The following is a 25341-nucleotide window of genomic DNA, read 5'->3' as shown; positions in this document are numbered from 1 at the left end:
AGAGGGGGGAGAGGGGGAGGGGACGGGGGCGGAGGGGGCCGCGTACGACTCCTTCCTCGCCCGCCTCGGTGACACCCTCGGCGCCGAACTCGCCGCGCTGCGCGGCCAGGACCAGGATGAGCGGCTGGCCGCCCGCCGGGCGCGGCACCGGCACATCGGGCTGCCGCGGTAACCGCGGAGTTGACGGTGCATCGGGCTCAAAAACGAGCAGACGGGTGAGACGAATTGGCGGTCTTAGGCATGCCTAACCTAATCTCGGGTCGTGAACGAGAATGATCTAGACGGGGCATTCGGCCTGCCCTCAAAGACCGCGACGCGCCTCTATCTCCTCGCCCTCAACCCCACCGACTCCGTCACCGAGGGCTTCCTCCCCGCCGCGGCCCGGCTCGGCCTCGCCGTCACCCTCCTCACCGACCAGCCCGACGCGCACCGGCGAGCCTACGAGCGCCACGCGTCGGCCGGGGGCGCGCTGCCCGAGCTCGACATCGCGCACTGCGACGTACGGGACTTCCGCGAGGTCATCGGCCACATCTCCGCCGATATGTCGGTACCCGGCGCCCGGGCGGGCCGCACCGTCGCGATCTTCACCAACAGCGACCACCTCCAAGTCCAAGCCGCCCTCGCTGCCGACTACTTCGGCCTGCCCGGCAAGGACTGGCGCGCCGCCCTGCGCACCAAGAACAAGGCCGAGCTGCGCCGCAGCCTCGCCGCCGCCGGTGTCGACACCCTCTGGTGCGCCGAACTCGCCCCCGGCCAGGTCCCGTCCGACCACCCCCGCCTCGCCGGCCCCGGCGTGCCCTACCCCTGCGTGCTCAAGCCGCGCGAGGGCGTGGCCAGTGAGGACGTGGTGCTCGTCGCCGACGCGGACGAACTGGCCGAACGCGTCCGCGAGATACGTACGCGGCGGCCCGAGGTGTATCTGGTGGTCGAGGAGTTCCTTGAGGGCCCGCTGCAGACCCTGGAGACCATCGGCGACGGCCGTACGCTGCACGCCCTCGCGGCCTTCCGCACCGACATCTCCGCGCCCCCGTACTTCATCGAGGAACGCCTCGAACTGCTCCCCGCCCCGCCCGAGCCGCACACCGGCCAGGTGCTGGACCAGCTGCGGGCGCTGGGCGTGGGCTTCGGCGCCTGCCACACCGAGTACGTGGTCCAGGGCGACCGCGCCCGCCTCATCGAGGTCAACTACCGCGCCATAGGCGACCAGTGCGACCTCGTACTCGCCGAACTCCTCGCCATCCCCCTCTTCGAGCACATCCTCCGCACCCACCTCGGCGCCGCCCTCCCCACCGACCTCGGCGCCCGCGCCGACGGCAGGGTCCGCATGGAGTACGTCATGGCCGACCGCCCCGGCCGCCTGGCCGCCGCCCCCGCGGCGAGCGTCGGTGACCACGACGGCGTACGGCTCGACTACCGCCCGCTGCGCGAGATCGGCGAGGAACACCCGCTCTACGGCACCAACCGCGACTTCCTCGGCGTACTCCGCGCCACGGGGACCGACCAGCGGCGGATCGACGAGGCGGTGGCCGGGTTCCTGGCGGCCAACGAGTGGGTGATCGCGCCATGATCCGCGCGGATGAGGAAGCCGCGGACACCACGGAGGCCTTCGAAGGAGATCTGCTGGCGCGCGTACTCGACACGCTGCTGAGGGAGGACGCGTACGGCCTGCGCAGCCGCGCCCGGACCGTACGGCGTGCCGACGGCGAATGGCTGCGGGTCGTCCTCACGGACGGCGGGGGAGTGCTGCTGCCGGTCGAACCGGACGGCTTCCAGTGCGAGATCCGGGTCCGGCGGCCGCCACGGCTGTTGGCGGAGGAAGAGCCGGGCGGAGAGGCCGCGCCCGCCCCCCACGGCGGCGGGCCGTTGTCGGCCGACGACGCGGGCGGCGCGGCGCCCCGCGCCGCCACGGGGCCCGCCACCCGGCCTGCCGCGGGGCCCGTTCCCCGGCCTGACACTCGGCCTGCCGCGGGGCCCGTTCCCCGGCCTGACACTCGGCCTGCCGCGGGGCCCGCCCCCCGGCCTGACACTCGGCCTGCCGCCGGGCCTGCCGCCCCGCCCGGCGCAGGGCACGGCGCCCCGCCCGGCGCCCATCCCGCCGTCGCGCCGCCGCGAGTGGTCGCCCTCACCACCCTCGACGCGGTCCTCGCCCGCCTCCGCCACGCCGCGGACCCCGATGACCGGGGCCTCTACGACGCCTTCGTCGTCGAGTGCCGCCGCACGCTGGACGCCATGCGGCTGCACGCCGACATCCGCCCGCGCGTCGTCGAGCAGCTGGTCGCCGCCTACGGTGGCGAGCCCGCCGAGCGATGGGCGGGGGTGCGTGGGTCGCTGGCGTACGACACGCTGGCCGCCTACCGCGATCACCCCGTCTACCCCACCGGCCGTGCCCGCCTCGCCCTGAGTGACGCCGAACAACGCGCTCACGCACCGGAGTTCCACCCCTCCTTCCGGCTGCGCTGGGCCGCGCTCCCACGCGAGGCGGTGACCGGTGATACGGCGCGGTTGCCCGGCTGGTGGCCCACGCCCGGGGCGCTGGGCCTGCCGGGCGGCCTGGACGACAGCCACCTCGCCTTCCCGGTCCATCCGCTGAGCGCACCCCGCATGTTGGCCATCGGGCTGCGCGCCACCCACCTCACGGACCAAACCCACCTCGTCGACGACGCGTGGCTCGACGTACGGCCCACGCTCTCCATGCGTACCGTCGCCGTCACCGACGACCCGCTCACCCACCTCAAACTGCCGCTCGCCACCGCCACCCTGGGCGCGCGCAACCGCCGCACCATCAAGCCCGGAACACTCGCCGACGGCGACGCGGGGCAGCGGCTCACGGAGGCGGTGCTCGCGCGTGAGCCGCGGGTGGCGGGTGGCGTGTTGCTCGCCGACGAGGGCACGTATCTGCATGCCGGGCACGAGTTTCTGGCCACGCTGGTACGGCGCTACCCGCCCGGCCTCGACGGTTGCCAGGTCGTGCCGCTGGCGGCGCTGCTGAGCCCCGCGCCCGGGACCGGGCTCATCGTCGACGCCCTGGCCGCCCGCTACTACGGCGGTGACCTGTTCGCGCTGCTCGACGCCTACCTCACTCTGCTGTTCGACGTGCACACCACGCTCTTCGCGTACGGCGTCGCGCTGGAGTCACATCAGCAGAACACCTCCCTCGTCCTCGACACCGAGCACGGCCGCCCCCGCGTACGGCTGCTGCTCAAGGACCACGACGGTCCGCGTGTCCACCCCGCCCGGCTGGCCGACGCCGTCGGCGGTGACGAGGCCGCCCGCCTCCTGGGGGGATTCGACGACCACCGGATCCTGACCGATGACGACGGCCCGGTCGCCGATGTGTTCGCCACCATCACCGTGCATCTGTGCGCCGGCGCACTCGCCTTCGAGCTCGCCCGGCTCGGCCGGGCCCCGCTGGACACGCTGTTGCGGCTGATACGCGACCGGCTCGCCGAAGCCGTCGACCGGCTCGACCGGCTGGGGGACCACCGGCTCAGCGCGCCGCCCGGTGCGCCCGGTGCGCCCGGCGCCGTGCTGCGCGCCCTCGTCCTGGACGCGGACCGGCTGCCGGTCAAGGCCATGGTCACCGCGGGCAGCCTGTTCACCAAGCAGCGCTCCGGGGCCGCCGACATCAACAAGCACTACGTCACCGGGCCCAACTACCTCCTCCCGGGCCTCCGCCTCCCTGCCCGCGGCCGATGAGCGCCGCACACTCCGCCACCTCCACCCCCGCTGGAGTCGCCTCATGACCACATCCATCTCCCCATCCGACACCGACACCGACACCGTCCGCGCCGATCACGTCGTCGCCCACACCCTCCTCAACTGCCTGCTGCGCGAGGTGTCCGGGCCGGAACACCAGACCGTCGTGGCCGACGGCCATCTGCGGCTGCGGCTGCCCCGCTGCGGTGTGCTGCTGCGCGTCGCGCTGCGCCGTACCTCCCTCATCGGCGCACACCGCTTCACCGGCCCGGTCACCGAGGAGCGGGACGGTGCGTGGGCCGAGGTGTCCTGGCGTACGCTCGCCGAGTACATCCACCGGGAGCTGCGGCTGCGCACCGGGGTGCGCAACGACGAGTTCCTGGAGCAAGTGGCCTCCAGCCACGCGGGTGTCACGGTGGCCCTGGAGAGCCGCGAGCGTACGGGCACGGCCCCGCCGAACACCGACGGCGACCCGCACCTGACCTACCTCGCCTCCGAACAGTCGCTGCTGTTCGGACACCGCTTCCACCCCACCCCCAAGGCCCGCTCCGGCAGCGCCGACTCCTGGGCCCGCTTCGCGCCCGAGACCGGCGCCCGCTTCCCCCTGCACCACCTCGCCGTACGACGAGCACACGTACGCGAGGAGGCGGCGTCCGCCGGGGCCCTCGCGCCCCTCGACCGGCAGCGCCCCGTGCCTGACGGCTACCGTCTGCTGCCCGTGCACCCCTGGCAGTACGCCATGCTCCGCGACCACCCCGCGCTGCGGACTGCGGTCGCCCGTGGCGATGTCCTGGATCTCGGCCCCGGGGGGCCGGACTTCGCACCCACCGCGTCCGTCCGTACGCTCTACGACGGACGGGACTTCCTGAAGTTCAGCCTGAACGTCCGGATCACCAACTGCCTGCGCAAGAACGCCGAGTACGAGCTGTCCGGGGCGGTCGCCCTGACCCGGCTGCTGGAGCCGGTCGCCGCCGACCTGGCCGCCCGTTTCCCGGGCGCCGCGCTGCTGCGCGAGCCCGCGTACCGGACGCTGGACCTAGGCGGCGAGCTGGAGTTGATCGAGGGTTTCGGGGTGATCGTGCGCGAAGGGCTCGCCGCCCGGCTGCGCCCCGGGCTCACCGGGCTGCTCGCGGCGGCCGTCGCCGACGAGTACCCCGCTCCCGGCGGGGCGCGGGTCGCCCAGCTGCTCGGCGACACCGGGCCCGGACACGCGCTCGCCTGGTGGGAGGCGTATCTGGCGCTGCTCGTACCGCCCGTTCTGGCCGCCTACTTCGACCACGGCGTCGTCCTCGAACCCCACCTCCAGAACGTCGTCGTCGGCGTCGACCCCTCCGGTCTGCCGCGCCAGGTCCTCTTCCGCGACCTCGAGGGCACCAAGCTGCTGCCGGAACACCACGCGGCGGCCCTCGCCACGCTGCCGCCCGCCCTGGCCGGCCCCATGACGTACGACCGCGAGCGCGGCTGGGACCGCGTCGTGTACTGCCTGCTGGTCAACCACCTCGCCGAGATGCTGGCCGCCCTCGCCGACCGCCACCCGCACCTGGAGCCCGAGTTGTGGTCGGCGGTCCGCCGGGTCCTGGACGAGCGCGGCGCGGCACACGACGACCCGCCCGCCCTCCGCGCCCTGACCGCGGGTGTCCCGCTGCCCGCCAAGGCCAACCTCCTCACCCGCTGGGCCCGTAAGGCCGACCGTCACGCGGGTTATGTCCGCATCGCCAGCCCGCTCGCCTCCGACCTGCTGTCCGAGGCGGCCTGCGTCGTAGCCCCCGGGAGCCCCCGATGACCACCGAGCCCGCCACCGCACCCCGCACGGGCGCCGTGGCCGCCCTCGCCGACACCCTGACCGGCGACGACCTCCCCGCGTACGTCTACGATCTCACCGCCCTCGCCGAACACGCCGAGGCCGTACGGGCCGCCCTGCCGCCCGCCGTCGAGCTGTACTACGCGGCGAAGGCCAACCCGGCCCTCGAGATCCTGCGGGCCCTCGCGCCCCACGTCACCGGCTACGAGGTGTCCTCAGGCGGCGAGTCGGCCCACGTCCGCGAGGCCGTCCCCGCCCACCCGCTGGCCTTCGGCGGGCCGGGCAAGACCGAGGCCGAGCTGCGCCGCGCGCTGAAGCTGGGCGTGGAGCGCTTCCATGTCGAGAGCGAGCACGAGCTGCGCCAACTGGCGGCCCTCGCCGACGAAGAGGGCCGCACGGTCGACATCCTGCTGCGCGTCAACCTCCCCGTCGCCGACGACGCCCTGGGCGCCGCCGCCCTCGCCATGGGCGGCCGCCCCAGCCCCTTCGGCCTCGACCCCGACCACATCGCAGAGCGCTGCCTCCCCCTGCTGACGCCGGGCGGCCCCCTTCGCCTGCGCGGCATCCACGCCCACCTCGCCAGCGGCCTCGACGCCCCCGCCCTCCTCGCCGTCGCCACCCGAATCACCGACTGGACACGCAACCTCTCCGCCCGCCACGGCCTGCGGCTCACCGAAGTGAACGTCGGCGGTGGCATGAGCGTCGACTACGACCGCCCCGACAGCCGCTTCGACTGGGCCGCGTACGGCAGGGGCCTGGCCGAAGTCGCCGAACGCAACCCGGAACTCACCCTGCGGATCGAGCCGGGCCGGGCGCTGACCGTCTACTGCGGCTGGTACGTCACCGAAGTCCTCGACCTCAAACACAGCGGCGGCGAACCCTTCGCCGTCCTGCGCGGCGGCACCCACCACATGCGCACCCCCGCCGCCAAGGGCCACGACCACCCCTTCGCCGTGCTCCCCGCCGACACCTGGACCCACCCGTGGCCACGCCCCGGCGTACGGGACGAGCCGGTGACCCTTGTAGGCCAGCTGTGCACACCGAAGGACGTCCTGGCGCGGCGGGCGCCGGCCGGGGAGCTACGCGTCGGGGACCGGGTGGCGTTCGCGCTGGCGGGCGCGTACGCGTGGAACATCTCGCACCACGACTTCCTGATGCACCCGCGGCCCGGCTTCCACTACGTGGGCGGCGGCGCCACCGGTTGAATCCTTCGTTCAGCCCTCCCGCCGCGGGCGCATCATGGCCCGGAGCGCGCGGGTGTGTTCTTCGATGATGCGCATGCGGGCCTCCCACTCCGGGCCTTGCGAGTGGAACGGGTGTTGTGTGATCTGGTCGGGGTGCTTGCGGTAGAGAAGGCCGACCTCGTCGTGGAACCATCCGTCGGCCAGGGTGTCGAGACCGAGGAGCAGGCCGGTGTCGCCCGATGCCGGCAGCGCCATCCACCCACCGAGGACCAGCATGAGATCGCGGCGGGCGCAGAGCGTTGCGGGGTGGACCTGGGCCCGCTTGTTGAGCTGCCAGTACTGCCACACACTTCCCGCCGGGAGCACGCCTTTTTCGGGGTCTCCCTCAAAGCCCACGGTCGAGCCGTCCGGGAGGAGGTCCAGCGCGCGCGATGTGGTCCACCCCACCTTCGGATAGCGGGTCAGAACGTCGATATCCCGGGCGAGCGCGCCCGGCGCCAGGCGGTCATCCGCGTCCAGAACCTTGATGAACTCGCTTTCCCCGGATATGCAGCTGCGGGCGAACGCCATCGTCCGGGCGACCTGAGGACCACCACGACGCGAAAAGCCGATGGATATTCGGGGGTCGTTGCCAGGGAGGTGTGCGGCGGCGTTGACACCTTCGCCGTCTTCTTGCACCAACCACTCCCAATCCCAGCCCTCGGGAAGCTCTTGCCGAGCGAGCGATGCGTATGCTTCCGGCAAAAGGGATACGGCGGGTCCATGCACAGGAGTGACGAGGGAAACGAGGCGGCGGCTCACTGCTACTACTCACTCCTCAAGGCTGTACGTGAGACGCCCAGGTTAGGCGCCGCCGACGCGCGGAGCGAGCCAGGCCGTGAACTGTTCCCCCAGCTCAGCCCGGGCCGCTTCGACGACGGTGCCCGGGTCATCCACCGGGGCCAGCCCGAAGTGACGGCCCAGCCAGGCGATGTACGCCTCGCGGCCGGGGCTGCGGCCGGGGCTCTCCTCATGTCGGTCCGGTCGTCGACGCGCCACGGCGCGTACAGCGAGCCGCTGGCGTTGGCCTCGGCGAAGAGGATCAGGCGGGTATGGACCGATCACCCGGCGCTTGCCGCAGCCCTCCTGGCCGTGGCGGCGGTGCTGCTCGGCGCCTGGGTGCACCGCGAACGCCGATCGCCCGCCCCGCTGGTGGACCTCTCCCGCCTCCGTAATCCCGCGGTGGCGGGGGCCAACGCGGTCATGCTGCTCGGCGGCATCGGCATGTATCTGCTGCTGACGCTCGTCACCCGCTATGTGCAGACGCCACGGTCGACGGGCTACGGGTTCGGTGTCGACGTCTTCGTCGCGGGCCTGGTGCTGGTGCCCTTCTCCGCCCTGGGGTTCGCGGGCGGAAAGCTGGTGCCGCCGCTGCGCAAGCGGCTCGCTCCGGCGACGGTGCTCGCCGTCGGGGGCGCGGCCGTGCTGGCGGCGCTGGTTCTGTTCGCCCTGACCCGGGATCGGCTGTGGCTGTCGTTCGCGGTCATGGGCGTGCTGGGTCTTGGCGTCGGGGTCTTCTCGGCGGCCATGCCGGCCGCCATCCTCGCCGTCACCCCCGCCGAGGAGACCTCCAGCGCGATGAGCTTCAACCAGGTCGTCCGCAGCGTCGGCTTCTCGATCGGCAGCGCCCTCGGCGGGCTGACTCTGGCGGCCGAAACTCCGGTCGGTGCGACGTTCCCCACCGATACCGGATATACGACGGCGGCCTGGGTCGGTGCCGGGGCGATGACGGTCACCGTCGTCACCGCGCTCACTCTCCGGCAGGCATCTCGGCGGGAACCCGCCCCGTGTTCAAGTCTTTTGGGGTGACCCTCGGGGGAAACCTTTGCTTGCTTCATCTCTTGACGTCCTTGGTTCAGACCTTTAGGTTCACCCATCGCCGCCGGCCATCCGCCGACTGCCCCCACGGCGACAGGAGGACCTGTGCTCCGAACCTTGCGTCAGGTCAGAGAGGGCAGCGGCAGTCGCAGCCGCCGCCACAGATATGCCCGCGCCACACGCGCCTCGATGGCGGCCACCCTGGTCGCGTTCTCGGCCGCGTCACTGCTGACCGCCACCCCCTCCCGGGCAGCCGCAGCCGCCGCCCTGCCCACCGAATGGGCCACCGTCGTGAACAGCGGCAGTGGCAAATGCCTGGACGCCCGGTCCGCAGCGACCGCGAACGGCACGGCCGTGCAGCAGTACGGCTGCAACAACTCCACGGCCCAGCAGTGGAGTTTCACCGCGACGAACGACGGCTACGTCCGGATCAACAACCGCAACGACGCCAACCAGGTCGTCGACGTGACCGACGTGTCCACCGCCGACAACGCAGCCCTTCAGCTGTGGGCGTACGGAGGCGGAAACAACCAGCAGTGGCAGGCCGTGGACGAGGGCGGCGGCGCCTACCACTTCGTCAACCGGCACAGCGGCAAATGCCTGGACGTCCCCTCCGCCTCGACCGCGGACAGTGTGCAACTGGTCCAGTACACCTGCAACGGCACCGCGGCCCAGCGGTTCCAGGTGGCGCCCGTGTCCACCCCGCCCGGCGGCGATGTGGACCTCGGCCCGAACGTCGTCGTCTTCGATCCGTCCATGCCGTCGGCCACCATCCAGAGCCGGCTGAACTCCATCTTCCAGCAGCAGGAGACCAACCAGTTCGGCTCCCAGCGCTACGCGGTGATGTTCAAACCGGGCACGTACAGCAATGACGTCAACGTCGGCTTCTACACCCAGGTCCTGGGCCTCGGCCAGTCACCCGACGCGGTGACCATCAACGGCGCGGTCCACGCCGAGGCCGACTGGTTCCAGGGCAACGCCACCCAGAACTTCTGGCGTGGCGCCGAGAACCTGTCGGTCACCCCCAACGGCGGTACGGACCGATGGGCGGTCTCCCAGGCCGCCCCGTACCGGCGGATGCATCTGCGCGGCAACCTCGCCCTGGACGACGGCGGCTGGTCCAGCGGCGGCTATCTGGCCGACAGCAAGATCGACGGACAGGTGCGGTCCGGCAGCCAGCAGCAGTGGCTGACCCGTAACGCGCAACTCGGCAGCTGGACCGGGTCCAACTGGAACATGGTCTTCGTCGGCAGCCAGGGCGTACCGGGCAACAGCTTCCCCAACCCCCCGTACACCACGGTGGACCGGACCCCGGTGTCCCGCGAGAAGCCGTTCCTGTACGTGGACGGCTCCGGCGCCTACCAGGTGTTCGTACCGTCCACGCGGACCGACTCCTCGGCCACCAGCTGGGCCGCGGGCAACGCCCCCGGCGCCTCCCTCCCGCTGGACGACTTCTACGTCGTGAAGCCCGGCGCGACCGCTGCGCAGATCAACACGGCCCTCGCCGCGGGGAAGAACCTCCTGGTCACCCCCGGCGTCTACCACCTCAACGAGACGCTGAAGGTGACCCGCGCCGACACCGTCGTCCTGGGGCTCGGCCTCGCCACCTTCGTCCCGGACAACGGCATCACCGCCATGACCGTCGCGGACGTCGACGGAGTCAAGATCGCGGGCCTCCTCTTCGACGCGGGAACCACCAACTCGCGCACCGTGATGGAAGTCGGGCCCACCGGCGCCTCCGCCTCCCACGCCGCCAACCCGACCTCCCTGCACGACGTGTACTTCCGCGTCGGCGGCAGCGCCGTCGGCAAGGCGACCACGAGCCTCGTGGTCAACAGCGACAACGTCATCGGGGACCACATGTGGATCTGGCGCGCCGACCACGGCAGCGGCGTCGGCTGGACCAGCAACACCGCGGACACCGGGCTCGTCGTGAACGGCGACAACGTCACCATGTATGGCCTGTTCGTCGAGCACTACCAGAAACACCAGACGATCTGGAACGGCAACGGCGGCCGCACGTACTTCTACCAGAACGAAATGCCGTACGACCCGCCCAACCAGGCGGCCTGGATGAACGGCTCCACCCAGGGCTACGCCGCCTACAAGGTCGCCGACTCCGTCACCAGCCACCAGGGCTACGGCTTCGGCAGCTACTGCTACTTCAACGTCAACCCGGGCGTCACCGCCGAGCACGCCATCGAGGCGCCGAACAACGCCAACGTCCGCTTCAAGGACATGGTCACCGTCTCGCTGGGCGGCACCGGCACCATCCGCCACGTCATCAACGACCGCGGCGGCCCGTCCAACTCCGCCACCAACGTGGCCAACCTCGTCGCCTATCCGTAACGGCAACGGGAAGGAGCCCCCATGTTCAACATCCGACGCACCACACCGTCCCGCGCGGTGTCCGCGGCCCTGCGGCTGCTGGCCCTGCTGGCCGTACTGCTCGGCCTGACGGCAGCCCCCGCCGCCCACGCGACGACGCACACCCCGAAGACCCCGCGGGCACCGTTCAAGGTGCTGGCCCTCTACAGCGGCACCTGGGACGCCGCGCACATCAGCTTCGTCCACGAGGCGAACGACTGGTTCCCCAAGCAGGCGGCCCAGAACGGCTTCACCTACACCGCCAGCAACAACTGGAACCTGCTCGCGGACGGCGGGGTCAACGGCTACCAGGTCGTCCTCTTCCTCGACGATCTGCCGCAGACCGCCGCCCAGCGCACCGGCTTCGAGCGGTACATGCGCGGCGGCGGCGCCTGGATGGGCTTCCACGTGTCGGCGTTCACCACGGAAGCCCAGAACTGGTCCTGGTACCACAACCAGTTCCTCGGCAGCGGCAACTTCAAGTCCAACACCTGGGGCCCGACCACGGCCAAACTGAAGGTCGAGGACCGCACCCACCCCGCCACCAAGAACCTGCCCGCCCTGTTCACCTCGTCGGTCAGCGAGTGGTACAGCTGGTCGAACGACCTGCGGCAGAACCCGAACATCAAGATCCTGGCCTCCGTCGACCCGAGCAGCTTCCCCCTCGGCACCGACCCCAACCAGAGCTGGTACAGCGGCTACTACCCGATCCTGTGGACGAACACCACGTACAAGATGCTGTACGCGAACTTCGGCCACAACGCGATGAACTACGACACCAACACGCCCCTGTCGTCCACCTTCGCGAGCGAGACCCAGAACCGGTTCCTGCTCGACGGCCTGAAGTGGCTCGGCGGCGCGGCCACCACCCAGCCGTCGGCCGCGCAGCCGTCCGCCGCGCGACCCTGACACGCCCGTGTCCCGGGCGCCGCGGGAGGGCGCCCGGGACACGGGGGCGGGGTACGCTGCCCATCTCACGGGGCGACTGGGGGGTTGTCCCGAGACAAGAGGGGGACTTGTCTTGAGAGGCAGAGCGAACAAGGGGAGAGCGGCAGACAAGGCGAGAGCCAAGAACTGGACGTGGGACCGGTGGCGTCGGCGCCGCAGCCTGACCCGGATGTCGCTCGCCCTGTTCCTGCTCGGCATGGCCGTGGTACTCGGCGGGGAGGGCCCGAGCAGTGGGCGCGTCACCAAGATGTGGATCAGCGCCGAGATCGCCGAGGACGGCAGTGCCCGTATCACCGAGGTGATCGACTATGACTTCGCGTGGAGTGAGTCCTCTGGCATCTACGTTGACCTCCCGGGCCTGTTCTTAGATCAGGAAGCGGCCAGGATCAGCACCACCGAGGACGGCGCTCCGGTCCGGCCCAAGCTCACGACCGACGGGTGGAGGACACGTATCCACCTGGGCGACCCCGACGACATCGGCATCCATCGCTACCGCATCCGATACACGCTCAAGGACGTCGTCCACGACGGCAAACTGGACTGGATCGCGATCGGCAACGCATGGAAGATCGACCGCGACAACGTCGAGATCCATGTTGTGGCCCCGTACGACCTCACCGGCACACGCTGTGTGCAGAACGCCGCCCCCTCCTTCCGGAAGAGCTGTACGGCCGAGGAGCCCGAGCCGGGCCATCTCGTCGTCACGCTCGACAGGCTCGAGGCGGGACGGGGCGTCGCCCTGTACGCCTCCGGCACACAGGCCGGACCCGCCAGTGAGGCGGCTGCTCCTGCCCCACCCTCCGGGGCAGCCGATGGTGACGAGCTCGTCAACTCGGCGTTAACGGGCCTGCTGGCGATGGGTGTCGCCCTGTGCAGTGCCCTGCTGGTGGTGCGGCTGCTGCGCCACGTCGGCCGCGACCGGCTCGCGACGGACGAACCTGGACCTGCTGTTCTCACCCCGACAACCTCCCCTCCGGAGGGCTTGAGTCCGGCCCAGGGCGGCCCTCTGGTCACCGGGCGGGTCGGGATCTGGCACCAGGCGGCGTGGCTGCTCAGCGCGGCCATCGCCGGTCACATCGTCCTTGAAGCAGGCGAGGAGTACACGACCGTACGGCGCGGGACCGCCGGGGATACGCCTGCGGATCCGGTTACCGAGACCGTGCTCGATGCAATGTTCGCGGGCCGCGAGGAGTTCATCCTGGGTGTGCACGACTGGAACTTCGGCAGGGGCTGGCGCGTCCTCGGCGAACAGCTCGCGGACTGGCAGCGCACCAGCGGGCTCTGGGATCCGGCGGGCGAGCACCGTTCCCGCACGGCGCGGCGGATCGGCATCGCCACCGCGCCGCTCGGCCTGGCCATCGCGACCCTCGGCAGTGTGCTCAACGCCCACATGAACTCGGCGGGGTGGCCGGTTGTCGTCGCGGGCGCGGTGGCCGCGGGCACCGGCCTCGCTCTGTGGCTCCGCGGCTGGGAACTCAGGACCCGCACCGCCCGCGGCAAGGCCCTGTGGCTCCAAGCGGAATCCTTCCGACGCTTCCTGGCCGACTGGGAGCCGCCCTCGACCGACGAGCAGAGCGACGACGGCCAATGGCCGCCGTACCCCCTGTGGGCGTTGGCGCTGGTCATCGTCCCCCCGCACCGCTGGACCGCCATGCACCGCCACGGCCCGGTGGCGGCGGTGGGCGTGCTCGCCCCCATGGTGGTCCCCGGTCCCTCGACTGCCGCGAGCTGACGGAACGGCCACTGCGGCCCGAGGCTGACGTCCTCGGCAACCGGGCGGCGCCGTACCCCGGCGTTGTCGTACCCCTGTGCTGTCCTTGTCCTGTCGCAGTGGCCTCAAGACGAGGGAGCACACCGGTGAACCGCGAGCAGTGGCGTCCGTTCCTCCAGCAGTGGAGCAAGGAGTGGATCGACAGCCATGACCCGGAGAAGGATGGCGAGCTGGACGAGGCCGTGGTGCGCGACCGCTGGCTCGGTTTCGCCCCGGCGTGCGAGGAGGAGATCGCGGCGGCCGAGGCCCGTCTGGGCTTCACCCTGCCGCCGTCGCTCCGCGAATTCCTGGCGGTTACCAACGGGTGGCGGGACGCGGGCTGCTTCATCTACCGGCTGGCCGGAACGGCTGAGCTGGAGTGGCTGGCCGATTCCGACCGGTCGTACCTGATCGAGATCTACGACGAACTCGCGGAGGGCGAGGAGGAGGAAGAGGACGCTGATGTGATCAACGAGGCGAAGGTGCTGAGGCGCTCTCTGCTTGTCTCGCTCGATGGTGACGCGGCGGATATCTTCCTCGACCCCGGAGAGGTGAATGAGCGCGGGGAGTGGACCGCTTACTGGCTCGCTTCGTGGTCGGGGAACGGGCTGGAGCCCTTCGACTCCTTCTACGAGTTGATGTATGACCAGTACAAGTCGTTCCATGATCTGCGGAAACCGGAAGGGGAGACCAAGGACCGCTGGGACGCCAAGGTGGAAGAGGCCCGGCTCGCCGCCCTCAGAGGTGAAATCGAGGGCCCGTTGAAGGTGCTGACCGAGGCTGAAGAATTCGGCAACGAGCGGGCTATGCTTCTGCGGTTCCAGATGCTGGCCATGCTCGGTGGCAGTGAGCACGAGGCCGGGATCAGCCATGTCGTGAACTACGCACACCATCCGGGCATCCTGCAACACCCCATATTCGCATCGGAGTTGCTGCCTCTGGTCTTCGAGGAAGACCGCACTCGCGATCTGCCGTACGGATGGTCGACGCTGAAATTCTCCAAGGAGAACGGCCCGGAATGGGTCCAGTCACTCATCGCCGACCATGAAGCCCGCCGCGCCGCCCCCGACTTTCAACTCACCTTTGGCAACCCCGAATTCGACGCCGCCGTCCACCACATCACGGACCGGCTGGCCGCCGACCCCGCGTTCCAGGCCCCGGACCCGTATGAGGAGCAGCGACAGAGCGCGACCTACGAAGAGGTGTGGGTGGACGGCCAGCCCGCCATCCGCATGGAAATGGCACCCCTGACTGCTTCCGCGGTCCTCATCAGCGAAGAATCGGAAAGCGGCGTGCCCGCCGACTTCCAAGCGCACGACCCGTTCGGCGACTACGACCGGGCCCGGGAGCGTCAGCAGCAGCTCATTGACGCGGCCTGGCCCGAGCTGAAGGAGGCGATACGGCTATGGCGCCCGCTGCATGAGGACCACATTGCCCCCGTGGTGCTGTTCGCCGACCCCATACTCGCCGAGATGATCACCGAGGAGCGGGGGCGGGAAATCCTTTCGATGTGTCGGACTGGAGACAGGGCTTCGGCGTAGTCGCACGATGTCCGTTTCACGGCACAGCTGGCACGTCGGGCAGAGGAGTTGGGTTACCGCTCCTGGTGGGTGGGGGATCAGGTGGTGCTGCCCAGCCCCCGGGTGCCCGACTCGCCGATGGCGCCCACCGACCCGATCCTCGACCCCCTGGTGCACCTGTCCTATGTGGCCGCGCTGACCGAGCGGATGGAACTGGGCACCGGGATCCTCATCCTGCCGCAACGCAATCCGGTGGTGCTGGCCAAGCAGGTCGCCAGCCTGGACGTGCTGTCGCGGGGCCGGCTGCTGCTCGGCGTCGCCCCCGGCTACCTCGAGCCGGAAATGGCCGCGGTGGGCGTGCGGCTCTCCGAGCGCGGCGGGCGCACCGATCGGCGGGCACAGCCCGGCCGCGTACCGGCGGGCGGTCGCCAAGGGACACGGCTGGATCGGCAACGGCAGCTCCCCAGCGGACCTGCTCACCCACCTCGACGGGCTGCGCAAGGCCGCAGCCGAGGTGCCCCGGCCGGCGCAGCTGGGCCGGTTGGAGATCAACTTCATGCAGATCAATCCGGTCGAGGTGGACGCGGACAGCGCGCTGCGCTACGCGGAGCTCGGCGTGGACCGGCTGCTGCTCTACCCGCTGCCGTTGGAGGACCCGGCCGAAGTAAGCGTGTTTCTGGAAAAGCACGCCGATCTCCCCCGCTGACCGGACCAGGACTTCGCCGTTGGCCCGGCTGATCGATGCCGTATAACATAATTGTCCTGTTCCGTACTGTGAGGGGACGCTGCCATGGAGCCGGTCGAAGAGGTCCGTTACCTGATCCTGGCCGCGCAACGCGAGGGCAACCGCCGCCTTGCCCGGGGGTTGCGCCCGCTAGGGGTCACCCCGGCGCAGGCTGAGGTGCTGCGCCTTCTTGCGGATCGACAGCCGTTGACCATGTCCGGACTGGGCGACCTGCTGGTCTGCGAGAGTGGCAGCAACCCGAGCCGACTGGTCGACCGGCTGGTGGCAGCCGGTCTGGTGCAGCGGGTGCCGAGCAGTCAGGACCGTCGCCAGGTGGAGCTCACGCTGACGGGGGAGGGCGGCGTGATCGCGCGCGACGTGGCCGTGATCGAGGCCGAACTGTACCGGGAGATCGAGGCTGCGGGCGCGAGCCATGACCTGAGCGGCGTGCTTGGGTTCCTGCGGTCCCTGGTGGAGGGCCAGAGTGCGGGCGACGCCGTAGCCCGCCGAGCGGGACGCCCTATGGCGTAGTCCGGCTGAGGGGCGGAGCCGTATCACGACGATATGTGTCGTGTAATCTAATGACACGACACCGATCGCCGTTGGTGTCGACTCGGACATGGAGGACACGAGAGCTATGGCCCCCCAAGAACGCGGAGCGATCTCCTGCCGGCGGATCGTCGTGGAACGGTTCGGCGGAGTCGAGGAACTGCGCGAGGTCGAGACGACTGTCGCCGCCCCACCTCCGGGGCATACCCGGGTGAAGGTGATCGCCGCAGGCGTAGGGTTCACCGACCTGATGGCCCGGGCCGGCGAGTACCTCTTGCAGCGCAAGGTGCCGTTCTGCCCGGGCTATGAACTGGTCGGCGAAGTGGTCGACACCTCCGGCGAGGGCATGGCGCCGGGCACGCTGGTGGCTGCCGCCCTGCCCAAGATGGGCACCTACACCGAATATGTCGTGCTGCCGAACTGGCTGCTGGTGCCGCTCCCTGACGGACTGGACCCGCACCTCGCGGCGGCGGTGCCGCTGGACTACCTCACGGCGCTGAGCGTGCTGGAGACTCACGGCCGGGTTGCTCGCGGCGACACGGTCCTGATTCAGGGGGCCAGCGGCGGAGTGGGCCAGGCCCTCAGTCAGCTCGGCCGCCGCAGCGGGCTGCGGATGTACGGCACCGCCTCTGCCTCCGGTAGCGCTGAGCGTCTGGCCCGGTACGGCGTCGAGTACATCGACTATCGGCGCCAGGACTTCGAGACCATCATCCGGGAACGCGAACCCCACGGAATCCAGGCCGTGTTCGATCACATCGGCGGCGCCAACCTGGCCAAGAGCTACCGCGTTCTCGCCCCGGGGGGCGTGCTCGTCAGCTACGCCTTCGTCGGCCGCCCAGGCCACATGATCAGCGACACCGTCCGCGGCGCCGCCCGGGTCAAGCTGATGAACATGCGGCCGGGACGGCGGGCCGCTCTGTGCATGGTCCCCAGAGAGCTGAAGACGAACCGCGACTGGTACCGCGTCAGCTTGGAACGGCTGCTCACCCTGGCCCGCTCAGGCGAAATCGAGCCCAGCATTGCCGCAATCCACCCGCTCGCCAAGGCGAGCGACGTGCACGCCGCCCTGGAACGCCGGGAGATCACGGGCAAGATCGTCCTCACCGCCTCATGAGGTTGCCACCTCACCATCATGGCATCGGACGCGATGAGCACAGACGAGGACTTCCGGAACGGACCACTAAGCCGTGGGTGTCTTGAGGGTGGCTATGAACGCGGCCCAGGATCGGGAGGGGAATATGAGGGCGGGGCCGTCGGGGTTCTTGGAGTCGCGGACGGGGACGACGTCGGGGAGGTTGTCGGCGACCTCGACGCAGTTGCCGCCGTCGTTGTTGCTGTAGCTGCTCTTACGCCACGTGGCAACGCTCAGGTCCGGGGTGGTTGGCATGGGGTCCAGTCCTCCATCACGGCTTGGATCATCGCCTCGGAGTCGCGGGGCGAGAGGGCCATGGCCCTGAGCAGATCGTAGTTCTCCCTGCGTCGTGCGACAGTCCCCTGGTCCTCGATGATGGTCCCGGACTGGCTGCTCTCGTCGTACGCCACCAACGGCTCACCGGGAATCGTGAACAGCGTCAGTGATCCGCCCCTTTCCGGATGCTCGCCTGCTGTGAAGGGCAGCACCTGAATGGTTACGTGTGACTGTGTCCCACGCTTGATCAGAGACGCCAACTGGTCGCACATCACCTCAGGGCGGCCAACGGGGCAGCGCAGCACGGCCTCGTCGAGAATGAACCAGCAGCGTGGCGGCTTGGGGCGATCCAGCAACGCCTGACGGCCGATGCGGGCCTTTACCAGCGCCTCGATTTCCGCCTGCGGAGCGTGCCGGTGGCCGCAGCGAAGGGCACCCTCGGCGAGCTGCGGTGTTTGCAGAAGGCCGGGGAATGTGGCGCTCACGTACTGCTCGATGATGACCGCCTGGCGCTCGAGTTCGATCATTCGCCGGTACTTGCCGGGGAACGGCTCGTTCTTCGCGAGCGCGTACAGCCGCGCGAACAACCCGTCCGTCCCGAAACACGCATCCAGCTTCGCCGGAAGGTCGTCGTACGGAAGGCACTCCGCCGCCTCGATCCGCGCGAGGTGCGACTTGCTGTAGTTCAGCACCTCGGAGAGCCGCCGCAGGGACATGTCCGCCTTCTCGCGGTGGCGGCGGATTTCCGCGCCGAACAGGTCGCGGGCGGAGCGGTCGGGGAAGAGTTCGCGTGGCTGGAACGTCATCGGTCCATCCCTCCTGGTCCCGTGGATTTCGCCGGGACCGCTGGCCTCTTTTGAGCATACGTGCCGGAGCGCAACGATGAGTGCACTCACCGTAATTGGCCATGGAAGGAAAGGGCCCCGGCGACCGTGCGCGCGGTCCCGGGGCGGGCCAACCCGAAAGTAGGAAGCAGGTCGACATGGATCAACCTATCGAGCGCGCCACCGCCCGGGGCAAGGGGATTTCCCGCCGTACGCAGGCTGAGCCCGATGGCCCGCGGATGACGATGCGGGTGTACCGCGTGTCCTCGGAAACCGGCGCGGTCACCGAGGAGTTGGGCAAGGTGATCGTCATGATCAAGGACAAGCTCGCACCCCTGCAGTCCAGCCAGTTCCCGCCCTGCGAGTGCCCGCTGCACCGCGACCGTTCGGCTCCCTGGTACCGCTGCTGAGGTTTTCGGTTCGGGTTGACTGGTGTGCGCTGCTGGCTTCGCGCTGCGCTGCGCCTGTGCGCCGTCTCGCGGCATTCGGCTTGTGCGGGTGCGGGTTTCGTCTCGGACCCTCCGGGTCCAAAGCGCCAGCAGGAGGAGGGAAGGGGGGTGGCTGGCCGGTCGTCGCGGTTCCTCGGCCCGGCGGGCGGCTGGGCTCAAAGAGGCTCCGCTGCGCTCCGCCGCAGCTGCTGCCGCGCGGTGGCCGACCGGTCAGCCCAGCGGTGCGCTGGACCGGGGCGCGGGAGCGCGACGGATGGGCAGGCGCCGGGGGACGGGATCGGCTCTCCCCCCACCTGCTCTAAGAAAAACGGTTGATGCGGTACTTGATGCAGATCAAGTGGTTTTTTGAGAGCAGGTGGGGGGAGGGCCCGAACCGGACCGGCGTCCACCGCTCCGGGGGATCATCCGCCGCTCCGCCGCCCGTCGGCCGATGATGTCCCGTTGGGCTGGACGGCGACGATGCCTCAGGCGCCCCTCCCCTTCCCGCTGCTGGCTGCTTTGCGCCAAAGGCGCGAGACGATACGCGAACGCGGCGTCCGGACCATGCCGTCCAATGGCGCTGGCCCGTTCGTCGCGCTCCTGCGCATCCGGTCCAGCGCACCGCTGGACTGACCGGCCGGCCACCGCGCGGCAGCAGTCGCGGCGGAGCGCAGCGGAGCCTGTCCTGAGCCCAGCCACCCACCGGGCCGAGGCATCGGGACGCCGGGCAGGCCGCCCCCTTCCCTCCTCCTGCTGGCGCTTTGGACCCGGAGGGTCCGAGACGAAACCCGCACCCGCGTGAGCCGAATGCCGCGAGACGGCGCACAGGCGCAGCGCAGCGCAGCGCAGCGAAGCCAACGCACAGTGCAGCGCAGCCCACCATCTCACCACGGTTCGCGGAACGTGATGCCGAGGTGTTGGAAGAGCCCTTCGCGCTGCTCGGCAGTGGCCAGCACCATGACATCGTCGTACCCGAGGGTATAGGGGCCGCTGTCGACGCAGCGGAAGGTTCGGGGGTCGTCGTCAGGGCTGAGTGCTTCGATGGCGCCCTGGGCCGCGCTCATGTCGAGGTAGTCGTTCGACTCCTGCTCCACGGAGAAGGAGAGCTCCTTGCCGTTGCGCTGGAAGTACATCGTCCCGCGGCCGGCGTCCTCGTCGTCCGGGTCTTCCTTGTCGAAGCGGAAGTTGTCGACGGTGACCTTGCCTCCGGTGAGGGCTGCCGCCTCTGCCAGGAGCCATTCGTAGTGGTGGTCGGCGAAGTCGACGTCTTCGGCGTGGATGCAGACGGCCACGCCGAAGGATTCGAGCGAGCTGGCTATCTCATGGCCTGGTTCCATTCCGCCGTACGCGAGGTCGCCGAATTGGTCTATGACGTTTTGCGCTGTCTCCCGAGTGACCATGCCGAGCTCGGTGAGGACTTCAGCAACCCGTACGTAGTTGACCGGTTGAGATTTCGCCATGGCTTCATCCTGTCAGCCGGAGATCGCTTCGCCTCCAGTACCGTCAGCCGATGGCGATCACTGCGGAAACGATCACACGGGCTGCGGGCCACCGCGATGGCGGGCGATGCCCACGCCGCGCTGGAGCTGGGGCGACTGCTGTGCCTGACGGCATCGGAACCGCGGGCTCCCGGCGACGGTGACCAGTCCTGGCCCGAGGAGCGCTGGCTGCGCGCCGCGGTGGAGTCACGGCCCGATGACATCGAGGCACTGACGCTGCTGACGGGGCGTCTGGCTCAGCAGATCTCCTACTGGGAGGCCGTCTTGGACATGAACCCGGACGTCATGGAGGACTACGGGGAGGACGAGGCCACCGTCAGGCGGCGGCAGATCGAGGCGGAGGAGCTGTACGCCCGGATCCGCGCGGCCGGTCCCGTCGGCCCCGCCGCCGAGGCCGGACTGGACGAGCTGGCTGTGCTGCTCGGTGTGAGCGGCAAACCCGCCGCGGAGGCCGCGTACAGCTTCTATGTGTTCGAGGACGAGGCGTGGAGTGGAAGCGTGCGGTACGGCACGACCATCGTCGCGTCCGACGCCGATGAGATCCGCTGGGCATGCGACGAGTGGTTCGCGCTGGAGACCGGGCTCAGCAGCGCCCCCACTCTCACCACGTACGTGGACGGCGCCAAAGTGAGCTCGATCGACCTCGGCCGGCACCTCGTCGACACGGCCGTTTCATGGGACGACGTCGCCGTGCCCGAGCTGACCGGTCTTCCTCTGCCCGTGGGGCTGCCGGTCCCGGGCCACGGGCTGTACTACGGCTTCACGAGCGCGGCCGAGTAGCGCCCGAGATGCCGGAACGCCCCGACGGAGCCGGGGCGCTCGAATCGCCCGCCTCTGGGCTAATCGGTGAGGGTCGGGGTCTGCCAGGTTCGCCACTCGGAGAGGTTGCCCGGCTTCTTGCCCGAGATCCTGATCGTGCCGGGGGTGTTGCCCGTCTTCAGCAGGAACTTCTGGATGTTCTGCTGCAGCGGGGCCTTCCACTCGGACCTGACGGCGCAGTGGTTGCCGTCCTGGATGTCGGACCAGTAGGTGATGTTGGCGCCCGCGCCGAGCGCCTTGTAGACCTCCGCCCCGCCGAGCGCCGCCACGCTGCCGGACTTGGCGCCAAGCCAGTCGATGTGCGGGTTCTCCATGATGAAGAGCCCGCGCGGCGCCACCATGGCCACGATTTCGTGTGTGTCCAGCGGCAGCGTGGCCGGGTTGCCAGTGAAGGAGCCGAACGCGTCGCCCAGCCACGGCTGTTCCGAGTAGGCGCTGCTCAGGGGCTGTGAACCGCTCTCCCCGGGAATGCCGCGGAGGATGGGAGCGCCCGCGGTACCGGACTCGATCGGCATGGTCAGCGCGATCCGCTGGTCGAAGGCGCCGATGGCGAAGGCACCCTTGCCGTAGCGCGAGCAACCCGTGACGCCCATCGCGTCCGCCTTGAGGATGTTGCCGCCCGACTGCTCGATGACGTCGATGATGCGGCTCACCCCCCAGGCCCAGGCCATGAGCACTCCGGTGCTGCTCTGCGAGCCGTAGATGCTGTAGTAGGCGCCCTGTTTGTTGTTCCGTGGTGTGCCCTCGCGGCCGACCGCGAGGGGGTCGTAGCTGATGACGGCGGCGCCGGAGGCCTTGATGGTGGCGGTGTCCGCGCCGAATCCCCCCACGACCACGACGGCCGGGAAGGGGCCGGAACCACTGGGCAGTTCGACCTTGGCGGAGAAACTGGAGCTCTTGCCCTGGTCCGACACGTTCACCGTGATGGTGGTGTTCGAGACCGTCCCGGTGACACTGGCGGGCTTCGTGTGTTTCTCGCCGTAGACGTATTTCTCCGCCAGCTTCTTGATCTCGGCTCGTCTGCACCGCCAGTCGGACTTGGTGGTGATGCGTGTCCCGTTGAGCCGTGTGAAGGGGTCGGGAAGTTTGGAGTTGGCGGTCAAGGCGCCCGGGTCTGGTACGGCGCAGTCGGCGCCGTCGTCCTCGATGCCGGGGGCGACGCCGGGGGCGACGCCGGGGGCGACTCGCGCCGCGGCGCCTGCTGCCTGTGTGCTGAGGGTGGTGGCCGTCAGGCTCACGACGGCCACGAGGACCGCGGGTGCCCACACCCGTGGCCGTAATCGCTGAAAGCGCATGGGGGGACCTCCCTGAGAGGGCATACTCTGGCTATGGGAGCGCTCCCACCATAGGGCTGGGCCGAGTGGGTAGCAACACTTGGTTCGGACCGGCTATCCCGTCGGGCGGATCCTTGTGAAGCGCTGCGACATGACCGGGCCGAGAGACTCGGTGATCTCATGTCCCGGGCTGCCCGGGTACGGCAGATAGTTCAGGAACGAGGTCACGATGATCTCGTCGACTTCCGGAACTCCCCTTTTTAGCCTGTCTTCCAGAAAGTCAAGGACCTTCCGCCAGTCCAGCGTTCCGCCGCGCGGCGCGAGAAATGAGTCCATCACTTCCTGCGTGACGTCCCAGAAGAACACGTGCGGCAGGACTTCACCGTTCTCGTTGAAAACGTGTGATTCGTAGAGGTCTTCGAGCTCCGGGACGTGAGCCACGAGATCGAGTACCAACTGCTCACCGCTGTTCATCAGCAGCCCTGAAGCCCCTCGTAACCGGCCGCACCCTTGTACTTGCCCTCGTGCGCGTCGTCGATGGCCTGGATCAGGCTTTTCGCCACTCGGATGTCCCGCGCCGACCTGACCACGGTCTCCTTCTTTCCGCCCTTCGGCTTGTACGTGTCATTGGTGAGGAAGTTGTTGAGCGACGCCCGCAGCTGGGCCGTGCTCGCCAGATGATTCTTCCCCTCGACCTTGGCGCCGCCCTGAGCCTCGTGGTTGGCCGCGGCCATCGCGGAACCGTCACCGATCGCGTTCGGACTGCCGAGGCCGTGGTACAGCGCATTGACGATTTTCTGCAGCCGGGCGTTGTCGACCTGCGGTATGCCGCCGTTGTTGTGGACGAGGACCGGGGTCTTGCCCGCCAGCACATAGTACGTGCGGGGACCGGCGACCGAGAGATCGTGCGTGGGCCGACGGAGCTGCTGGTCCAGGACCGCGATCACCTGGAGCGGCGAGCCCGCGGCGCTGCGGAGCCGGTCGCCGGGCCGCAGGTCGCCCGCGTTCTTCCACCGCTTGGCGTCCGCCAGCCAGAACGGGTGGTTGTCGGTGGCCGTGAGAGTGGCGGGCCCACGATCGGTGCGGACGGTGATCCGGGTGAAGTCCGTGTCGCTCTCGGTGGCGAAGACCTCGGTCACCGGCCGCGCCTCGGTGCGCCGGAGCCCGGGGACACCGGCCGCCACCCGGTCCCCGCGGCGGATGTCCTCGATGGCCCGGTCGGTTCCGTCGGCGAGGAGGACCCTGGTACCGGACGGGAAGCTGTGGGACCGGCCGCAGTCCTTGTTGTTCCGCTCCCGCTTCACCCCGTCGACGAGCTTCTTCACCTCGACCGTCGCCAGCGCGCGGGCGGTGAGAAGGGCGTTGGAGGTGTACGGGATGCGGTACTGCACCGGCCGGCCGCCGTTGGCCCGGGAGCGGGCCCGGGCCTCCGCCTTCTTCTGCGCCTCGATCGAGGCGAAGGTCGGGCCGGCGCCCGGGTTGGAGCAGGACAGGCTGCCCGAGACGCTGGTGCCGGTGACGGCGAAGGTGCCCTGCTTGCTCGTGCACCCACCGGCGGACTTTCCGTCGATGGTGAAGGTGGCACTCATGACGGCGGTGACCTTGCCGTTCACCAGGCGGCTCTTCGCGCTGGTGGTGATCTGGCCGATGAAGTTGTGGCTGGTGGTGCAGCCCCCGGAGCCGCACTTCACTGACCCCGAACCGCTGAGCGTGAGGGAGATGCCGCTGTCGGTGGCCTTGCCGAGCTCCTTGGTCTGCTTCTCCAGGGCGTCGAACATCGGGTCGACGGCGTCCCCGGTGACCGGGGCCAGATCCATGCCCTGGGAGTCACTGCCGTCGAGGGGACCGTCCGTCACCTCGGGGGTTTCGGCCGGGTCGTCGTCGGCGGAATCCTGGGCCGCGGCCTGTCGCACGGCACTCGGGGAGGGCGCCCGCGAACGCGACGGGCTGTAGGGCTCCAGGCGCAGCACCCGGTACGGCTTCTTCCGCGTGATGAGCAGACGGCCCGCCGAAGTGTCGACTCCCAGGGCGCGTGTCCCGTTCACGGTGCGGGGCTGCCACTGCGCCGACTCGCTCGGAGCCGGTGTGCTCTCCAGCGTGTCCAGCGCCTTGGACAGCGCAGTCGCCAGCTCGGGCGGGGTCGGCCGCTGCTCGACCACCTCCTTCGCCGAGCCGGAAGAGCCCTCGTACCCTGCGGACCACTTGCCGGGCGCCTCCGTGCCGGGCTTGCTGTCCTGGCCGGGGGAGGGGTCCACCTTCCAGCGGCTGAAGGTTTTGCCGCCCACGTGGAGGACGTCACGGTCGAGCGTTTTGGTGCCCGAGCCCGTGGTGCCGAAGCGGCTGCCCGAGGCGGTGACGGTGACGTCCCGCTTCGTGGCACCGTTGGTCGAGGAGTCCTGGTACCGCACGCCGGGGGCCAGGGCCAGCTCGGCCAGGGCCTGCCGGAACGGCTTCAGATCCCACTTGGCCTGCGGCTTTTGCGATCCGGAGCCCGTGTTGTCCCAGACCAGCAGCCCGGCCAGCAGAGCCACGACCAGCGCCCCGACCCCGCCGAAGAGGAGCAGGCGCCCGCGCCGGCTCGACGGCAGCAGCCGCCACCGGCCGGACCCCGGGGCCGGCGCGGGCGCCTGCTCCTCTTCGGCGGGGTCGGGGCGCTGGTCGTGGCTCTGCTGGCCGGGCTGCTGGTCTGGGAC

General features: G+C 69.9%; 20 protein-coding genes and 2 pseudogenes. 15 read left to right on the top strand and 7 right to left on the bottom strand.

Annotated features, from left to right (window positions below):
* Window positions 1-262: 262 nt before the first annotated feature.
* The 4 genes from CCN51_RS18540 to CCN51_RS18525 are packed head-to-tail and all read left to right on the top strand — an operon-like array spanning window position 263 to window position 6702.
* A complete protein-coding gene (locus CCN51_RS18540; protein ID WP_014180859.1) occupies window positions 263-1567 on the top strand; it encodes an ATP-grasp domain-containing protein in 1305 nt (434 codons plus the stop codon).
* Window positions 1564-3696 carry an IucA/IucC family protein gene (locus CCN51_RS18535; RefSeq protein WP_086859750.1) on the top strand — a complete coding sequence of 711 codons (2133 nt, stop codon included), beginning with the start codon at window positions 1564-1566 and terminating at the stop codon, window positions 3694-3696. The genes CCN51_RS18540 and CCN51_RS18535 overlap by 4 nt, the downstream gene beginning before the upstream one ends.
* A 43-nt stretch (window positions 3697-3739) precedes the next feature.
* Entirely contained in the window at window positions 3740-5479 is a 1740-nt protein-coding gene (locus tag CCN51_RS18530) for an IucA/IucC family protein (RefSeq protein WP_014180861.1), read from the top strand.
* On the top strand, window positions 5476-6702 hold the full coding sequence (locus tag CCN51_RS18525; RefSeq protein ID WP_014180862.1) for a type III PLP-dependent enzyme: 1227 nt from the start codon (window positions 5476-5478) through the stop codon (window positions 6700-6702). The genes CCN51_RS18530 and CCN51_RS18525 overlap by 4 nt, the downstream gene beginning before the upstream one ends.
* A 9-nt stretch (window positions 6703-6711) precedes the next feature.
* Here CCN51_RS18525 and CCN51_RS18520 read toward each other — a convergent pair whose 3' ends face one another.
* Window positions 6712-7251 carry a hypothetical protein gene (locus CCN51_RS18520; protein ID WP_014180863.1) on the bottom strand — a complete coding sequence of 180 codons (540 nt, stop codon included), beginning with the start codon at window positions 7249-7251 and terminating at the stop codon, window positions 6712-6714.
* Window positions 7252-7443: 192 nt separating this feature from the next.
* Between CCN51_RS18520 and CCN51_RS18515 the strand changes: the two genes are divergently transcribed.
* From CCN51_RS18515 to CCN51_RS18480, 9 genes and pseudogenes are all read left to right on the top strand, one after another.
* Entirely contained in the window at window positions 7444-8529 is a 1086-nt protein-coding gene (locus tag CCN51_RS18515; RefSeq protein WP_078610704.1) for an MFS transporter, read from the top strand.
* Between the two features lie 198 nt (window positions 8530-8727).
* Window positions 8728-10887: an RICIN domain-containing protein gene (locus tag CCN51_RS18510; RefSeq protein WP_014180866.1), complete on the top strand. Its 2160-nt coding sequence runs from the start codon at window positions 8728-8730 to the stop codon at window positions 10885-10887.
* A 21-nt stretch (window positions 10888-10908) separates the two neighbouring features.
* Window positions 10909-11787, top strand: a pseudogene (locus CCN51_RS18505) (ThuA domain-containing protein); the annotation flags it as partial.
* A 235-nt stretch (window positions 11788-12022) separates the two neighbouring features.
* Complete coding sequence (locus tag CCN51_RS18500) at window positions 12023-13585, top strand: DUF2207 domain-containing protein (protein WP_014180868.1); 1563 nt, start codon at window positions 12023-12025, stop codon at window positions 13583-13585.
* Between the two features lie 221 nt (window positions 13586-13806).
* Window positions 13807-15144, top strand: a complete 1338-nt coding sequence (locus CCN51_RS18495) for an SMI1/KNR4 family protein (RefSeq protein ID WP_158104686.1) — start codon at window positions 13807-13809, stop codon at window positions 15142-15144.
* Window positions 15145-15165: 21 nt separating this feature from the next.
* A pseudogene (locus CCN51_RS59995) lies at window positions 15166-15501 on the top strand (LLM class flavin-dependent oxidoreductase); the annotation flags it as partial.
* A 136-nt stretch (window positions 15502-15637) separates the two neighbouring features.
* Window positions 15638-15829 (top strand): hypothetical protein, encoded by a 192-nt coding sequence (locus CCN51_RS57495; protein ID WP_014180870.1) that lies wholly within the window; start codon window positions 15638-15640, stop codon window positions 15827-15829.
* Window positions 15830-15913: 84 nt separating this feature from the next.
* A complete protein-coding gene (locus CCN51_RS18485; RefSeq protein ID WP_014180871.1) occupies window positions 15914-16378 on the top strand; it encodes a MarR family winged helix-turn-helix transcriptional regulator in 465 nt (154 codons plus the stop codon).
* A 106-nt stretch (window positions 16379-16484) separates the two neighbouring features.
* Window positions 16485-17510, top strand: a complete 1026-nt coding sequence (locus tag CCN51_RS18480; protein ID WP_014180872.1) for a quinone oxidoreductase family protein — start codon at window positions 16485-16487, stop codon at window positions 17508-17510.
* 66 nt (window positions 17511-17576) lie between these two features.
* Here the strand turns inward: CCN51_RS18480 and CCN51_RS18475 are convergent, their stop codons facing one another.
* Window positions 17577-17783 carry a DUF397 domain-containing protein gene (locus CCN51_RS18475; protein ID WP_014180873.1) on the bottom strand — a complete coding sequence of 69 codons (207 nt, stop codon included), beginning with the start codon at window positions 17781-17783 and terminating at the stop codon, window positions 17577-17579.
* Window positions 17762-18610 carry a helix-turn-helix domain-containing protein gene (locus tag CCN51_RS18470; RefSeq protein ID WP_014180874.1) on the bottom strand — a complete coding sequence of 283 codons (849 nt, stop codon included), beginning with the start codon at window positions 18608-18610 and terminating at the stop codon, window positions 17762-17764. The genes CCN51_RS18475 and CCN51_RS18470 overlap by 22 nt, the downstream gene beginning before the upstream one ends.
* A 176-nt stretch (window positions 18611-18786) precedes the next feature.
* On the opposite strand from CCN51_RS18470, the gene CCN51_RS18465 reads away from it, so the two are divergent.
* Window positions 18787-19038: a hypothetical protein gene (locus CCN51_RS18465; RefSeq protein WP_014180875.1), complete on the top strand. Its 252-nt coding sequence runs from the start codon at window positions 18787-18789 to the stop codon at window positions 19036-19038.
* A 902-nt stretch (window positions 19039-19940) separates the two neighbouring features.
* On the opposite strand, the gene CCN51_RS18460 is transcribed toward CCN51_RS18465, so the two are convergent.
* Window positions 19941-20516, bottom strand: coding sequence for a hypothetical protein (locus CCN51_RS18460; RefSeq protein WP_014180876.1), 576 nt, complete (start codon window positions 20514-20516; stop codon window positions 19941-19943).
* A 96-nt stretch (window positions 20517-20612) separates the two neighbouring features.
* On the opposite strand from CCN51_RS18460, the gene CCN51_RS18455 reads away from it, so the two are divergent.
* The gene (locus CCN51_RS18455; protein ID WP_014180877.1) at window positions 20613-21335 is read left to right on the top strand and encodes a tetratricopeptide repeat protein; all 723 of its coding nucleotides are present in this window, start codon (window positions 20613-20615) and stop codon (window positions 21333-21335) included.
* A gap of 59 nt (window positions 21336-21394) precedes the next feature.
* Here the strand turns inward: CCN51_RS18455 and CCN51_RS18450 are convergent, their stop codons facing one another.
* From CCN51_RS18450 to CCN51_RS18440, 3 genes are all read right to left on the bottom strand, one after another.
* Window positions 21395-22669, bottom strand: coding sequence for a glucuronyl esterase domain-containing protein (locus CCN51_RS18450; protein WP_043487920.1), 1275 nt, complete (start codon window positions 22667-22669; stop codon window positions 21395-21397).
* Window positions 22670-22762: 93 nt separating this feature from the next.
* Window positions 22763-23122, bottom strand: coding sequence for a DUF7674 family protein (locus tag CCN51_RS18445; RefSeq protein WP_014180879.1), 360 nt, complete (start codon window positions 23120-23122; stop codon window positions 22763-22765).
* Window positions 23122-25341, bottom strand: a 2220-nt coding sequence (locus CCN51_RS18440) for a polymorphic toxin-type HINT domain-containing protein (protein WP_086859746.1), incomplete at its 5' end; no start/stop codon positions are given. The genes CCN51_RS18445 and CCN51_RS18440, both read right to left, overlap by 1 nt.

This window comes from Streptomyces milbemycinicus (assembly GCF_002154605.1).
In the GTDB taxonomy this organism is placed as follows: Bacteria; Actinomycetota; Actinomycetes; order Streptomycetales; family Streptomycetaceae; genus Streptomyces; species Streptomyces milbemycinicus.
This window is presented reverse-complemented; position numbering and strand designations above follow the sequence as displayed.